The sequence below is a fragment of the Arboricoccus pini genome, assembly GCF_900187945.1.
Taxonomy (GTDB): domain Bacteria; phylum Pseudomonadota; class Alphaproteobacteria; order Geminicoccales; family Geminicoccaceae; genus Arboricoccus; species Arboricoccus pini.
In genome coordinates this window covers 133858-148532 of the sequence record NZ_FYEH01000002.1, presented here as the reverse complement: position 1 = coordinate 148532, position 14675 = coordinate 133858, and the positions used below count along the sequence as shown (strand labels likewise).

At 64.1% G+C, this 14675-nt stretch carries 14 protein-coding genes; 7 read left to right on the top strand and 7 right to left on the bottom strand.

Annotated features, from left to right (window positions below):
- Positions 1 to 90 precede the first annotated feature (90 nt).
- The 5 genes from CFB17_RS03470 to CFB17_RS03450 are packed head-to-tail and all read right to left on the bottom strand — an operon-like array spanning position 91 to position 4306.
- A complete protein-coding gene (locus CFB17_RS03470; RefSeq protein WP_088560009.1) occupies positions 91 to 1299 on the bottom strand; it encodes a molybdopterin molybdotransferase MoeA in 1209 nt (402 codons plus the stop codon).
- Position 1300: 1 nt separating this feature from the next.
- Positions 1301 to 1879 (bottom strand): cyclic pyranopterin monophosphate synthase MoaC, encoded by a 579-nt coding sequence (gene moaC / locus CFB17_RS03465; protein WP_088560008.1) that lies wholly within the window; start codon positions 1877 to 1879, stop codon positions 1301 to 1303.
- The gene (gene trpC / locus CFB17_RS03460; RefSeq protein WP_088560007.1) at positions 1876 to 2679 is read right to left on the bottom strand and encodes an indole-3-glycerol phosphate synthase TrpC; all 804 of its coding nucleotides are present in this window, start codon (positions 2677 to 2679) and stop codon (positions 1876 to 1878) included. The genes moaC and trpC overlap by 4 nt, the downstream gene beginning before the upstream one ends.
- Positions 2676 to 3674: an anthranilate phosphoribosyltransferase gene (gene trpD / locus CFB17_RS03455; protein WP_088560234.1), complete on the bottom strand. Its 999-nt coding sequence runs from the start codon at positions 3672 to 3674 to the stop codon at positions 2676 to 2678. The genes trpC and trpD overlap by 4 nt, the downstream gene beginning before the upstream one ends.
- 47 nt (positions 3675 to 3721) lie before the next feature.
- A complete protein-coding gene (locus CFB17_RS03450) occupies positions 3722 to 4306 on the bottom strand; it encodes an anthranilate synthase component II (protein ID WP_088560006.1) in 585 nt (194 codons plus the stop codon).
- A 229-nt stretch (positions 4307 to 4535) separates the two neighbouring features.
- Here CFB17_RS03450 and CFB17_RS03445 point away from each other — a divergent pair, with 229 nt between their 5' ends.
- Positions 4536 to 5630 carry a divergent polysaccharide deacetylase family protein gene (locus CFB17_RS03445; protein WP_165769402.1) on the top strand — a complete coding sequence of 365 codons (1095 nt, stop codon included), beginning with the start codon at positions 4536 to 4538 and terminating at the stop codon, positions 5628 to 5630.
- On the opposite strand, the gene trpE is transcribed toward CFB17_RS03445, so the two are convergent.
- Complete coding sequence (gene trpE / locus CFB17_RS03440) at positions 5627 to 7132, bottom strand: anthranilate synthase component I (RefSeq protein WP_088560004.1); 1506 nt, start codon at positions 7130 to 7132, stop codon at positions 5627 to 5629. The two genes, CFB17_RS03445 and trpE, sit on opposite strands and share 4 nt — an antisense overlap.
- Before the next feature lie 5 nt (positions 7133 to 7137).
- On the bottom strand, positions 7138 to 9027 hold the full coding sequence (locus CFB17_RS03435) for a peptidylprolyl isomerase (protein ID WP_088560003.1): 1890 nt from the start codon (positions 9025 to 9027) through the stop codon (positions 7138 to 7140).
- Positions 9028 to 9251: 224 nt separating this feature from the next.
- Here CFB17_RS03435 and tpiA point away from each other — a divergent pair, with 224 nt between their 5' ends.
- From tpiA to CFB17_RS03405, 6 genes are all read left to right on the top strand, one after another.
- The gene (tpiA, locus tag CFB17_RS03430; RefSeq protein ID WP_088560002.1) at positions 9252 to 9992 is read left to right on the top strand and encodes a triose-phosphate isomerase; all 741 of its coding nucleotides are present in this window, start codon (positions 9252 to 9254) and stop codon (positions 9990 to 9992) included.
- 63 nt (positions 9993 to 10055) lie between these two features.
- Entirely contained in the window at positions 10056 to 10445 is a 390-nt protein-coding gene (gene secG, locus CFB17_RS03425) for a preprotein translocase subunit SecG (RefSeq protein WP_088560001.1), read from the top strand.
- 46 nt (positions 10446 to 10491) lie between these two features.
- Positions 10492 to 12120 carry a CTP synthase gene (locus tag CFB17_RS03420; RefSeq protein WP_088560000.1) on the top strand — a complete coding sequence of 543 codons (1629 nt, stop codon included), beginning with the start codon at positions 10492 to 10494 and terminating at the stop codon, positions 12118 to 12120.
- Between the two features lies 1 nt (position 12121).
- A complete protein-coding gene (gene kdsA / locus CFB17_RS03415; RefSeq protein WP_088559999.1) occupies positions 12122 to 12967 on the top strand; it encodes a 3-deoxy-8-phosphooctulonate synthase in 846 nt (281 codons plus the stop codon).
- Positions 12968 to 12989: 22 nt separating this feature from the next.
- Complete coding sequence (eno, locus tag CFB17_RS03410; RefSeq protein WP_088559998.1) at positions 12990 to 14276, top strand: phosphopyruvate hydratase; 1287 nt, start codon at positions 12990 to 12992, stop codon at positions 14274 to 14276.
- Positions 14276 to 14659: an FtsB family cell division protein gene (locus CFB17_RS03405; protein WP_088559997.1), complete on the top strand. Its 384-nt coding sequence runs from the start codon at positions 14276 to 14278 to the stop codon at positions 14657 to 14659. The genes eno and CFB17_RS03405 overlap by 1 nt, the downstream gene beginning before the upstream one ends.
- Positions 14660 to 14675 lie beyond the last annotated feature (16 nt).

Sequence of the window (14675 nt, the reverse complement as noted above, 5' to 3'; positions counted from 1 at the left end):
TCCGACCTCCCTCCGGCGTCTTGATCCTACACGAGGCTCACGTCCATCGTTCTACTTTAGTTCTCTTTTTTGTCAACGGCCCGCGAGGGTTCAGACGCCTGCCGCCCGCAGGTTGACGATTGTCACCGACGTACCTTGAGGGGCAGGCTCGGCGAAGGCAGGCCGGATGATAAGGCAGTCCGCCTGGGAGAGGACGGCGAACATCGAGCTATCCTGCCGCTCGGCCACTTGGACAAGGGGCAGCCCGGTCGCGGGATCGATGCCAACGAAACGGGCACGCAGATAATCTTCGCGCTGATCGTTGGCGGGAAGGGGCGTTGCGGCGATGGCCTTGGTCTCCGGAAGGGCGGTATCCTGTCCAAGGAGGCGCCGGACCGCGGCGCGCAGGAACAAGGTGGCACAGACGGTGGCCGAGACGGGGTTGCCGGGCAGGCCAAGGACCGAGCAATCGCCAAGGCGGCCAAACATCATGGGCTTGCCGGGGCGCATGGCGATTTTCCAGAAATCCAGCTCCAGGCCCCGCCGCGTCAGCGAGCTCGAGACCAGATCGTGCTCGCCGACCGAGGCGCCCCCGGACGTTACCAGCATGTCGCAGCGTTCCGCCTGGGCAACGGCCCGATCGAGATCCTGCTCATCGTCGGCCGCGACGCCAAGATCGACCGGTTCCGCCCCCCAGCGACGCAACAGCGCCGCGAGCGTCGTGGCGTTCGAGCTCAATACATCGCCTTGCCGCAAAAATTCGCCCGGACGCTTGACCTCGTCGCCGGTCGCTAGGATCGCTATTCGCGGTCGGCGTCGCACCGGAAGGATCGCGTGTCCCATTGCCGCGGCAAGGCCGAGCTGGCGGGGCCCCAGGAGGGTTCCAGCGAGCAGTCCCTTCCAGCCTTCTGTAAAATCGAGCCCACGAGGCCGTACGAACTGTGCTGTTCGCGCGGCCTCACTGAAACGCACCCGGTCGCCGTCCCGATCGGCATTCTCCTGGAGCATGACCGCATCGGCATCCTCGGGCAGCAAGGCGCCAGTGAAAATGCGGGCAACCGCGTTTGACGGCAGCGCTTCCACCGCCTGGTGACCGGCTCGGTTCTCGCCAGCGATGTTCAGCCACTGCCCCGGTACGATTTCGGCGGCGCGAACAGCATAGCCGTCCATGGCCGAGACAGCTCCCGGAGGTTGTGTCCGCCTGGCCACGAGATCGCCGGCCAGCACACGGTCCAGTCCCAGATCGAGCGGCACCCACTCGCCGGAAACGGTGGTCAACCTGCTGACGATGCGTTGGCGTGCCTCGGTTACGGCCAACATCTCAGGCGGCCTCAAACGTACCGGAACGACCGCCTGTCTTTCGCGTCAATCGGACATCGGTAAGGATCATGCTGCGATCGACCGCCTTGCACATGTCGTAGATCGTCAGTGCTGCCACCGTCACGGCGGTGAGCGCTTCCATCTCGACCCCCGTCTTCGCTGTGACCTGGCAGGTCGCCTCGATGGCGACAGAGGGTGGCTCCTCGATCAGTTCCAGCCGCAACTCGACTTTCTCGAGCCCGAGCGGATGGCAAAGAGGGATGAGGTCAGCCGTGCGCTTGGCGCCCATGATGCCGGCCAGTTGGGCGATACTGAGAACGTCGCCCTTGGCAAAGCCGCGCGCGGCGATCCGCGCGACCGTCTCGGGAGCCATTCGCACAAGACCCCGCGCGGTGGCCGTCCTCGCGGTGACGGCTTTGGCCGAGACGTCGACCATGGTGGCATTGCCGACATCATCCAAATGGGTGAAGCCGTCGGCGGCCGCTAGGCCCGTGTCGGACTCATGGTCTGCCTGCCGCGATTCGATGGCACGATCGAACGAGGGCGCGCGAAGGGCCGGGGAGCCTGGCGGGCGGATCATGCCGCCGCCTCGATGCCTAGAATGGCGCGGGTGGCGGCAGTGACGTCGTTCTGGCGCATGAGCGACTCGCCGATGAGGAAGGCCTTGGCTCCCACGGCCTGCATCCGGATCAGATCGGTGTGGGCATAGAGGCCGCTCTCAGCCACCAGCAAGCGATCGGGTGGTACCAGCGGGGCTAGCGCTTCGGTTACTGCAAGATCGACCTGCAAGGTCTTGAGATTACGGTTATTTATGCCGATCATTGGCGCGTCCAGACGAAGCGCGCGCTCCAGTTCGACGGCGTCATGAACCTCGACCAGGACATCCATGCCGTGGGTCCGAGCCAGAGACACTAGTTCGACGGCCGTCTGGTCGCTCAGAGCCGCCATGATCAAAAGAATGCAGTCCGCACCCAGCGCGCGTGCCTCGACCACCTGATAAGGATCGATCATGAAGTCCTTGCGAAGGACGGGCAAATTCACGGCCGTGCGCGCCGCCACCAAATACGCGTCGCTTCCTTGAAAATAGGGCTCGTCGGTCAGGATCGAAAGGCAGGAGGCGCCCCCCGCCGCATAGGCCCTGGCAAGGGCAGGCGGATCGAAGTCGGGCCGTATCAGGCCTTTTGAGGGCGAGGCCTTCTTGATTTCCGCGATCAAGGCGAGCCGGCCGCACCGATCGCTTGCCCTAAGGGCTGAGGCAAAGCCGCGCGGCGCCGAAGCAGTCTTCGCCTGCTCGCTCACCATTGTAAGCGGCACAGCCGCCTTGCGGGCTTCAACATGCTGCCGTTTGCGCTCAACTATCTCATTAAGAACGTCGCTCAATTTGCTGATTCCGCTCGAGAGATCTCGACAAGGACATTCAATGCGTGACGGGCCCGCCCGCTCGCGATCGATTGGGCCGCGAGCTCGGCTCCTTCGCGTAGGGAGGTCGCCCGGCCAGCTACCACGAGGGCACCGGCTGCGCCCATGACCGCCGCATCCCGCAACGGCCCGGGCTCACCCGCCAGCATGGCCCGGATGGCCTTTGCATTGAAGGTCGGGTCACCGCCTTTCAGATCCTCTGGCCTGGCCCGCATCAGGCCTGCATCCTCCGGCGTCACCTCGAATGTCTCGAACCGCTGTCCGTCCCAAGACGTGACCAGACTCGATCCCGTCGTCGTCAACTCGTCCAGACCGTCAAGCCCGTGGACGACCCAGGCGCGCTCGCTGCCGAGCTTGGCCAGGGCCCGGGCTACCGGCTCGACCCATTCGGGCGCGAATACGCCGACCAGTTGGCGGCGCACGCCCGCCGGATTGGTCAATGGGCCCAGGAGGTTGAAAATGGTGCGCGTACCGAGTTCCGAGCGCGGTCCAGCCACATGCCGCATGGCGCCATGATGCCGCGGCGCCATCATGAAGCCGAGCCCCGCCTCGGCTATGGCCCGTTCGATCTGGGGAAAGGGGCAGTCGATATTGACGCCCAAGGCGATCAGGACGTCGGCCGAACCGCTGCGGGAGGAAAGATTGCGGTTGCCATGTTTGGCGACCGTCACGCCGGCCCCGGCAATGACGAAGGCCGATGCCGTCGAGATATTGAACGTCCCGGCGGCATCGCCACCCGTGCCGACGACGTCGATCGCATCGGCGGGCGCCTTCAGCCGGAGCATGCGCTCGCGCATGGCCATGGCCCCAGCCGTCATTTCGTCAACCGATTCGCCGCGCACGCGCATGGCCATGAGCAGACCGGCAATCTGCGCTGGCGTCGCCTCGCCGGCCATCATCAGATCGAAGGCCTCCCGCGCGACCTCGAAGGAAAGTGGCTGGCCTTGCGCCGCCATGCCGACGATTTGCTTGAAGCGAGCAAGGCCGTCGGGGCGCGCCTCGCTCACGCCGCCTCCAGGGCGGGGAGCAACGCAATGAAGTTGCGCAAAAGAGCCTTGCCCTGGTGTGTCTCGATGCTCTCGGGATGGAACTGGACGCCATGGATCGGCAAGGATTTGTGGCGCAGGCCCATGATCACACCGTCCTGACTGCGCGCGTTGACGACGAGCTCATCGGGTATGGTTGCGGGCGCGGCACAAAGAGAATGGTAACGTGTTGCCTCAATAGGCGAGGGCAATCCCTTGAAAAGACCAGTCGAATCGTGTTCGATCTGGCTGATCTTCCCATGCATCGGAAGGGGTGCCCTGACGATGCTGGCGCCGAAGGCCTGGGCGATAGCCTGATGGCCGAGGCACACTCCCAGAATAGGGCAACGACCGATGGCGGCGCGGATCAACGGGAGAGAGATGCCGGCACGGTCCGGGTCGCAGGGGCCGGGCGAGACGACGATGGCGGAAGGCCTTCGTGCCAGGGCTTCCTGGACGGTCAGCTGGTCGTTGCGCTGGACCTCGACCTCGCCACCGAGCTCGCCCAGGTAGTGGTACAAGTTCCAGGTGAAACTGTCATAATTGTCGATCAGAAGAAGCATTGCTGCCCCACCCGGAAGGATAAGCGGTTGATCTCGAACGAGGGGCCTAAGAAGACCCCAGCACCGTGTGGCGTCAAGAGCGAGACGCCGCCGGCCGAGATGGCCCTTGCTCCCATCCTTGCGCTCGGAGGCAGCCTTGGCCGTTAAAGGTGGCCGACCGGCCAATCGCAAGCGAAAGAGCGGGTCACGATCGCGTCGCCCGGCACGTCGCAAGGCATGGCTCAGCCTGTTGGCCGCCTTCGACTGGCGGCGTCTGGCCATCGTCGCGGTCGCCCTCCTGGTCGTGGGGGGCGGCCTCTACGGGACATATCACTGGGTGGCCGGCCATGCCGAGCGGGCGTTGCGCGATGCTGCGACTGCGCGCACCGAGCCCCTGCCGAGCCTGCGCCAGGCGGCTCCAGGACCGGCGACACGGCAAATGGAGGAGCAGCCCCCGGCAGAGCCCCCCACTCAGGCCCGCACCGTTCCCGAACAGCCCGCCGCACCGCTGGCCGAGCCTAAGCCCCGTCCTGACGTGACCACAGCCGCATTGCCGCCGGTGGCACCGAGCGACAACCCGGAGACGCGACAGAGCCAGGCGCGCAAGCCCGTCATCGCCATCATCATCGATGATGTTGGGCTGGATATTCCTGCCGCCAGGCGAGTCATCAGGCTGCCGGCACCGGTGACGCTGGCCTTCCTTCCCTATGGCAAGGAGACGGCGAAGCTGGCCGGCGACGCGCGGGCCGCCGGCCACGCGGTTTTCGTGCATCTGCAGATGGAGCCGGAAGGAAAGGCCGATCCCGGCCCGAAGGCCCTCCTAAGCTCGCTGAGCGACGAGGAACTGCGCGCCCGCACGGCCTGGGCGCTCGGCCGAGTGCCGGGCGCGGTCGGGGCCAATAATCACATGGGCAGTCGCTTGACGGCCAACGCGCATGCCATGCGCATCGTCCTGGGCGAGCTCGACCGCCGGCAGATGGCGTTCGTGGACAGCAAGACTTCCGCTGCATCCGTTGCCGAGGCAAGCGCTCTGTCGATGGGCATGCCCACGACCGCACGGGACGTCTTTCTCGATAACCAGCAGTCGGCCAGCGCCATCATGGCGCAACTCGACGAGACCTGGCGAATTGCCCAGCGCCGCGGCAGCGCACTTGCGATCGGCCACCCCCATCCCGCGACGCTGGCCGCGCTTGAGACCTGGCTGAAGACGATGCGAGGCCAGGCTATTTTCGTCAGCGCCACCGACCTTATCGATGTCCGCCGCTGCCAGCACGCGAAGGCCGGCGATGCGGCGATGGCCTGTGCCGAGGCGGAGCGCGTCGCCGCAGCGTCGGGTCAGCGCTAGCTTCGGCCGCGACTGGCGAATCGCACCGCTTCTTCGGCGGCCCGCAGGAGCGCGCGCGCTTTGTTGAGGCTTTCTTGATATTCCGCCTCGGGATCGCTGTCGGCCACGACGCCACCGCCCGCCTGGACATACATCTTGCCGTCTTTGACGAGGGCCGTGCGCAACGCGATGCAGTTATCCATCGAGCCATCAGCGGCAAAATAACCGACCATGCCGGCATAAAAGCCCCGCCGTTCGGGCTCGAGTTCCTCGATGATCTCCATCGCCCGCACTTTGGGAGCGCCTGACACCGTTCCGGCCGGAAATCCCGCGATCAAGGCGGAGAGAGCGTCGAACTCCGGTCGGATCATGCCCTCCACGTTGGACACGATGTGCATCACATGGCTGTAATGCTCGACGACCATCTTCTCGGTAACCTTGACGGTACCGACCTTGGCAACCCGACCCACATCGTTGCGGCCCAGATCAAGGAGCATCAGATGCTCCGCCAATTCCTTGGGATCGGCCAGCAGATCGCGTTCGAGGGCCTCGTCCTCGGCCTTGGTCTCACCGCGTCTGCGGGTGCCGGCCAAAGGTCGGATCGTGACTTTCCCATCGCGCAGACGGACGAGAATTTCCGGGCTGGAGCCGACCAGCGCGTAGCCATCAAGATCGAGAAAGAAGAGGAAGGGCGATGGATTGAGGCGGCGAAGCGCCCGGTAAAGGGCAAAAGGCGGTAGGTCGAACGACAGCTCGAAGCGCTGGGACGGCACCAGCTGAAAGATGTCGCCAGCCGCGATATACGCCTTCGCTTTGGCGACGGCAGCATGATACGCCGCCCGGGTCATGTTCGCCTGCGGCTGGCCGACCGGCCCCGGCGTCGGTCCGGCCGAGGAGGGGATGCCGCGATCGAAGCTGCCGGTCGCATCCGCCAGCCGCTCGCGCGCGCGATCATAGGCATCGGCAGCACTGATTCCAGGATCCGGGTAGACGGGCGTGACCACCGCCACGCTGTCCTTGATCGTATCGAAGACTGCAATGATCCCAGGCCGGATGAAGACGGCATCCGGCAGGCCCAGACGATCTTCGGTCAGCTCGGGCAGGCGCTCCATGAGCCGGACCATGTCGTAGCCCATATGGCCAAACAGACCGGCGGCGGGCGGCGGCAGTTCGGCAGGCAACTCGATTTGCGATTCCGCGATCAGGCGGCGGAGGCTGGCCAGGGTGTCGCCTTCCTCGGGCACGAAGGCCAAGCGATCCGCACGCACGCGGCGATTGATCTCCGCCCGGTTGCCCCTGGCGCGCCAGACGAGATCGGGCTTTGTGCCGATGATCGAATAGCGCCCCCGGCTGGCGCCGCCCTCGACGCTCTCCAAAAGGAAACTGTAGGGTTGGCCATCGGCCAGCTTGATCATGGCCGAGACGGGCGTCTCAAGGTCGGCCACCAGGGTGGTCCAGAGCACCTGGGGTCTACCGGCCTCAAAGGCGGCAATGAACGAATCGCGGGAGGGTTGCACCAGCACGGCGTCTAGGGCTCCGAACGCTGCATCAACGCAGCCATTGCCTGGGGATAGGTTTGGATCGCGTAGCGTTGCCGCAGTGCCGCCTCGTAGTCCTGGATAAGGTCGTTGGCGAGGCCGGCGGTCTGGCCGTCCAGGATTGGCTTCAGGTCCGTCTTGGGATCGGCCGCTTCGATATTGTCCAGCACCACGACGGCGCTGCCGCCCTGCACAGGTACCACGTGGTCGACGGGCTTGCCTTTGCTGGCATCGAAGAGTGCGGGCGTTGCCTCTGGGGCTGGAGGGGCATCCTTCGGCGGGGTGCGCGCCGTAAGCGGGAGCGCATCGAGGCGTGTACCAGGGTTCTCGGCGGCTAGCGCCTCGAGCGATTCACCCGTCTTGGCCTTGTCCAGAAGGGCCGCCGCCAGCTTTTGCGCCGCGTCGCTTGCCTGTTGCTGCCGCCAATCCTTGACGAGTTCGTCGCGGGCCTCTGCCAGCGTCTTGGTGCGCGGCGGCTGGATCGCGGAAACGCTGACGACGAAATAGCGCCCGTCATTGTCGGTGATCAAAAGGGAGGTCTGCCCTTCGCCTGTGGCGAAGATCTCGTCGAGCATGCGCTTATCTAGGGTGGGGGTCACAATCTTCGAGCCGTCCGGTGCCTGGCCGTTACGGTCCACGGCAGCGATTTTTTGCACTTGGAGGCCAGCGCGTGCCGCCGCGTCGGCGAGACTGGCGCCCCCGCCTAGCGCGTCGTCAAGCTGGTTGGTGATCTCGGGCAATTGCTCACTCGCATGCCGCAGCGCCAGATCCTTTTCGATCTGGGCCTTTGCCTGATCAAAGGGCGTGACGATCTCAGGCTCGATTGCCGTCAGCTTGATAAGATGCCAGCCAAAAGAATCTTCCACTGGTGAGCTAACGCCCTGGAGTTGTAGGCCCCAGATGGAGGTATCCAATTTTTCGGGAAGTTGGCCTTTGGCTACCGGGCCGAGCGTTGCGTAGCTGACGCCCTTGTCCTTCAGCGCCTGGGCGACCTCGGACGGGCTCTTGCCTGCAGCAATCTGGCGTCCTGCCTCTTCGAGTGTTGCCGAGTCGGACGCGAGCAACTGCTCGGCCGTTCGCGTCTCCGGCTTGGTGAATTTCGCGAGATTGGCATCATAATAGGTCTTAGCGTCGGCCTCGCTGATCTGCTGCTCGCTGGCCAGGCTCTGGGCATCGGCGATTGCAATCTCGACCCGTCGGTATTCGGGAGCCTGATAGCGATTCTTGTTCGCCTCGAGATAGGTGCTGAGCGTCGCATCGTCGGGCTCCGGCACCTGCATCGCGCTATTCTCGACGATCAGTGCGCGACCGGCACGCTTCTCGTTCTGATAGGCTGCCAGTACCTGCGCGGCGGCCTTGGCGCTGCGTGCGCCAGCGGTCAGCGCGCCTACGAGGTCGCCGCGCAGGATGTCGCCACGCAGCTGCTCGAAGAAGTCCGTCTCGGTAAAGCCTACCTGCTGGAGATAGGCCTCGAATTGGGGACGGTTGAAGCCGCCTTGATCTTGGAAGCTCGGCTCCTGGCGAACCGTCTGGACCAGCAGCTCGTCCGGGACGACAAGGCCCAGATCCGCCGCATGGGCATCGAGCAGCCGCCTGGCGATCGCCGAGTTCAGCGCTTGCTGACGCAGGCTGTTCATGATGGCGGGGGTAGGCGGCAACTTGCCGCCCATCTGCTGCTGCAACTGGTTCATTTGTTGGCGGGCTTCGCGCTCGACCAGGGGCGCGCGCACCGGCAGTCCATCAACCTTGGCAACGACGTCCGTCGACGTATCGCCGCGGAACACGTCACCAATGCCCCAGATCACGAAGCTGACTACCAAAAGCAAAAGAAGGATCTTAACGACCCAGCTTGAGGCGCGGCTGCGCAGAGCATCGAGCATGACGACATCCGGAGGAGCAAAGAGCGAAGGGGCGAAGGTCGCAGCGGATCGGCGGATTCAAAGCCGATCGAGCGGCGGCGGAGCATAGAAGGCGATGTCCAGCCGCACAACCGCAAGGGCTCCTAGCGTCAGCGAGCGGGAGATGGGCCGCCCGCGAGCTAGCATAGGACATCTCCCTTATGATACGGACTCGCAGCGAATCCAGGACAAGCTAAGGGACGGCAATGAGTCTTGAGAGGCCGATCGTGTTCGGGAATTGGAAGATGAATGGCCTGCGCGAAGACGGTCTGGCGCTCGCGCGCGCTGTCGCCACCGCTCCCGGCAAAGGCACGCTCGGGATCTTTCCGCCAGCCACCATTCTCCGCGAGGTGATCTTGGCGGTTGAGGGCAGCAACGTCATCGTCGGCGCTCAAAACGCTCACAGCGAAGATTTCGGTGCCTTCACAGGCTCGATCAGTGCGCCGATGATCAAGGACGTCGGCGGAACGGCCGTCCTCCTTGGCCATTCCGAATGCCGCCATGGCCTGGGTGAGGCGGACGCCGACGTCTGGGGCAAGGCTGAGGCATCGGCACGTGCGGATCTGCTGACGGTTATCTGCATCGGCGAGACGGATGATGAACGCACCGCCGGGCGGCGTGATGCGGTCCTGCGTCGGCAGATCGATGGCAGCATGCCGCGTGGCAGCGACGTCAGCAAACTGGTCGTGGCTTACGAGCCGGTCTGGGCAATCGGCACTGGCAAAACACCCTCAGAATCCGACATCGTTTCGGCCCACGCCTTTGTGCGCGAACGGCTCGATGCCATTTTTGGCAGGGAAAGTCGCATTCCGATCCTTTACGGCGGCTCCGTAAAAGCGGAGAACGCGGCGGCCATCCTCGCGCTCGAAGGCGTCGACGGCGTACTTGTCGGCGGTGCGAGCCTGGATGCCGAGAGCTTCGTGCGGATCTTCCAGGCAGGACAATAGTGCATTGGACCTGCCCGGCTTTTGTCATCGCTTGCCCTTCATCTCGTGGTAAACGTTAAGTCCATGTCAGCGATCTTCCTTGTCATTCACATCGTCATCGCGGCCGCGCTGGTCGGCGTGATCCTGATCCAACGAAGCGAGGGAGGCGCCCTCGGCGGCCTTGGCGGCAGCAACATGGGCGGCGTCATGACCGGACGCAGCACGGCCAATCTCCTGACACGGACGACCGCCATCCTGGCGGCCCTCTTCATCGCCACCAGCCTCGCCTTGGCGATCTTCGCCGGCCATACGCCGCGCACCCGCTCCTTGCTCGACGAGCTTCCGGCCGGTCCGGCCGCCGCTCCGGCACCAGCGGCGCCGGAAGGCAACGCGACGCAGAAGCCCTCGACGGCCGCTCCTGCACCACAGCCAGCAGCACCTTCTTCCGGCCCCCAGGCGCCAGTGGCACAGTGATCGCCGCGGCTTTGTCGAACTCCTTGCAAGGAAGCCCTAAGAGCTGATGCCCAAGTTCGTGTTCATCACCGGTGGTGTTGTCTCGTCCCTGGGCAAGGGGCTAGCCGCCGCGGCCTTGGGCTCGCTTTTGCAATTGCGGGGCTACAAGGTCCGGTTGCGTAAGCTCGATCCTTATCTCAACGTCGATCCCGGCACGATGTCGCCCTATCAGCACGGCGAAGTGTTCGTGACTGACGATGGCGCCGAGACGGATCTGGACCTTGGCCATTACGAGCGCTTCACGGGAGTGCCCGCAAGAATAACGGACACCGTGTCTTCGGGCCGTATCTACTGGACCGTCCTCACGCGCGAGCGCCGCGGCGACTATCTGGGTGGCACGGTGCAGGTCATCCCGCACGTGACCAACGCCATCAAGGAATTCGTGCTCAACGACACGGCCGAGGCCGACATCGTCCTTTGCGAGATCGGCGGCACCGTCGGCGACATCGAAGGCTTGCCGTTCCTTGAAGCGCTGCGCCAACTGCAGAATGAGCTGCCGCGTCAGGATTGCATTTTCATCCATGTGACCTTGCTTCCCTACATCGCCTCGGCGGGCGAACTGAAGACCAAGCCCACGCAGCATTCCGTGGCCGAATTGCGGGGCATCGGCATTCAGCCGGACATCCTCCTGCTCCGCTCGGAACATCCGATCAGCGAGGAGGCAAAGCGCAAGATCGCGCTGCAGACGAGCGTGCGCGAGGAGGCCGTCATCCCGGCCCTTGATTGCGCCTCGATCTATGAGGTGCCGATCAGTTATCACGCTGAGGGCCTGGACCAGCAGGTCCTGCTGGCCCTCGGGCTCGAGGCCAGCGGCGAGATCGACCTCTCCAGCTGGGAGCGCATTGTCGAGCGCGTGCGCCGTCCCGAGGGCGAGGTCAACGTCGCTATTGTCGGCAAGTATACCGACCTTGCCGACGCCTATAAGAGCCTGGGCGAGGCGCTGGTCCACGGCGGTATCGCCAATAATGTGCGCGTCAATGTGCGCTGGATCGACGCCGACGAATTCAATCGGGGGGATGCCTGGGCGAGGGTTCAGGACGTCAACGCCATTCTCGTACCCGGCGGATTCGGCGAGCGCGGGTCGGAGGGCAAGATTGCTGCCGTGACCTATGCCCGTGAGCGTAAACTTCCCTTCCTCGGCATCTGTTTCGGCATGCAACTCGCGTGCGTGGAAGCCGCCCGCAATCTGGCCGGCATCAACGGCGCGAGCTCCACAGAATTCGGCCCTTGCGCCGATCCCGTTGTGGGTCTGCTGACCGAATGGGACCGGGACGGAATGGTCGAACGGCGCGGGCAGGACGGTGATCTAGGCGGCACCATGCGACTTGGTGCCTATGTCTGCGATATCGAGCCGGGTTCGTTGATCCACGACGTCTATCGCGAGACACGGATCAGCGAGCGGCATCGACACCGCTACGAGGTCAACATCAACTATCTCGAGCGCCTGCAGGCGGCAGGCCTGAAATTTTCGGGCATGTCCCCCGATCGTCGACTGCCGGAGATCATCGAGCTTCCAGGTCATCCCTGGTTCGTGGGCGTGCAGTTTCATCCCGAATTAAAGTCGCGCCCTGCCGCACCCCATCCCCTATTCGCCGCCTTCATCAAGGCGGCGATGGAGCAATCAAGGCTCGTCTAACATGACATCGCATCCGGTTCAGGTAGGCTCCGTAACCTTTGCCCAGGACCGTCCGTTCGTTTTGATCGCCGGTCCTTGCCAGATCGAAAGCCTGGCGCATGCGCGGGAGACGGCAGCGGCCCTGGTCGAGGTCACGCGCAATCTCGACATCCCGCTGATCTACAAGAGCTCCTACGACAAGGCCAACCGGACGAGTGCGTCGAGCCAGCGCGGGGTCGGCATGGCGGCGGGGCTCGACATACTGCGCACGATCAAGGCTGAGTTCGACCTTCCGGTCATCACGGATGTGCACGACGCCGCGCAGTGCGCGGCGGTGGCGGAGGTCGTCGACATCCTGCAGATCCCGGCCTTCCTCTGTCGGCAGACCGATCTCCTGGCGGCAGCGGCGGCGACGGGGCGGGCGATCCACGTCAAGAAGGGCCAGTTTCTAGCGCCCTGGGACATGCAGCAGGTCTCGAAGAAGCTCGAGAGCTTCGGTGCCAAGCGCATCCTGGTCTGCGAAAGGGGCGTCAGTTTCGGTTACAACACTTTAGTCTCGGACATGCGCGCACTCTCGTATCTGGCGGCCACCGGCTGGCCCGTGATCTTCGATGCCACTCATTCAGTGCAACAGCCAGGCGGCCTGGGCGGGACCAGCGGTGGCCAGCGGCAGTTCGTGCCGCTCCTTGCCCGAGCCGCCCTTTCCATCGGCGTAGCGGGCATTTTCATGGAAACGCACGAGGATCCGGATCACGCACCGAGCGATGGCCCCAACATGGTGCCGCTGGCACGTCTGCAAGAGGTGCTGAGTGATCTCAAGGCATTCGATGGTCTTGCAAAACAACGCCCCCTGATTCAGTTGGCTTAAAAGAAAGCGCGGAGCTGTTTGGATGAGTGATACCGAGATCGTCGCGATTCGTGGACGAGAAATCTTGGATAGCCGCGGCAACCCTACCATCGAGGTCGATGTCGGCCTTGCATGCGGTGCCGTTGGCCGCGCCGCCGTCCCCTCGGGGGCTTCGACCGGAGTGCGTGAAGCGCTGGAACTGCGCGACGGCGACAAGTCCCGTTACGGCGGCAAGGGTGTCCGAAAGGCGGTCGAGGCGGTCAACGGCCCCATCACCGACATTCTGACCGGACGCGACGCCGTCGAGCAGGCGGCGATCGACCTGGCGATGATCGAATTGGACGGGACCGAGAGCAAGAGCTCGCTTGGTGCCAACGCGATCTTGGGGGCAAGCCTCGCCGTAGCCAAGGCCGCGGCATCGGCCTCCGGCCTGGAGCTCTATCGTTATCTGGGCGGCGTCGGGGCCCGGGTGCTGCCGACGCCCATGATGAATGTCATCAATGGCGGCGCGCATGCCGATAATCCGATCGACATCCAAGAATTCATGATCATGCCCGTCGGCGCAGCGAGTTTCAGCGAAGCGCTGCGCGTGGGCGCGGAAATCTTCCATGCGCTGCGGAAGAGCCTGAAGGACGCCGGCCACAACACCAATGTGGGTGACGAGGGCGGATTCGCGCCCGACCTAAAGTCGGCCGAAGACGCGTTGGCCTTCCTCGAGAAGGCTGTGACCGCCGCGGGCTACAAGGTCGGCGACGATATCGTCTTCGCGCTCGATTGTGCCGCCTCCGAGTTCTACAAAGACGGTCGCTACGCGATGGAAGGGGAAGGCAAGAACCTCGATGCCGCCGGCATGGCGAGCTTTCTGGAAGGCCTGACCGCGCGCTTTCCCATCGCCTCGATTGAGGACGGCATGGCCGAGGGTGACTGGGCCGGTTGGAAGCATCTGAGCGACGTGCTGGGCGACAAGATCCAACTGGTCGGCGACGATCTTTTCGTCACCAATGCCAAGATCCTGGCGGAAGGGATCGAGAAGGGGATTGCCAACTCGATCCTGGTCAAGGTCAATCAGATCGGCTCGCTGACCGAGACCTTGGATACGGTGAACCTGGCCGCGAGCGCGCATTATCGTTCGGTCATGTCGCATAGATCGGGCGAGACCGAGGATGCGACCATCGCCGACCTCGCGGTTGCAACGAATTGTGGCCAGATCAAGACAGGTTCCCTCTCGCGTTCCGACCGACTTGCCAAGTATAATCAACTCTTGAGGATCGAGGAGAATCTCGGCGATGCCGCGATCTATCTTGGCCGCAAAGCGCTAGGCCGCGGCTGATGATAAGCCAGATCGGGGAACGCCTCGTCGAAATGGCGGGTGCCGGAGGGGCTTTGGCGATGCATATGACGAAACGCTGGCTTCGCCGTCATTGGCATCTTCTGGGCGCGTTCCTCCTTCTGATCTATTTTGCCTATCATGGGATTCATGGCGAGCGCGGTGCGCTCGCCTGGGTCGATAAGAGCCGCGAGCTCGAAGCGAATAAGACCGAGCTCGCGGAACTCAACGGCCAGATCGATGACCTGCAGGCCAAGGTGACGGCGCTGCAACCGGATCGCGCTGACCCCGACCTGCTCGAGGAAAAGCTGCGCGAGCTTGGCTATATCGCCCGGGGCGAAGAAATCGTCGTGCCGAGTGACGCCCATGGCGACCAGGCGCGCTAGCAGCGTTCCCGAGGCG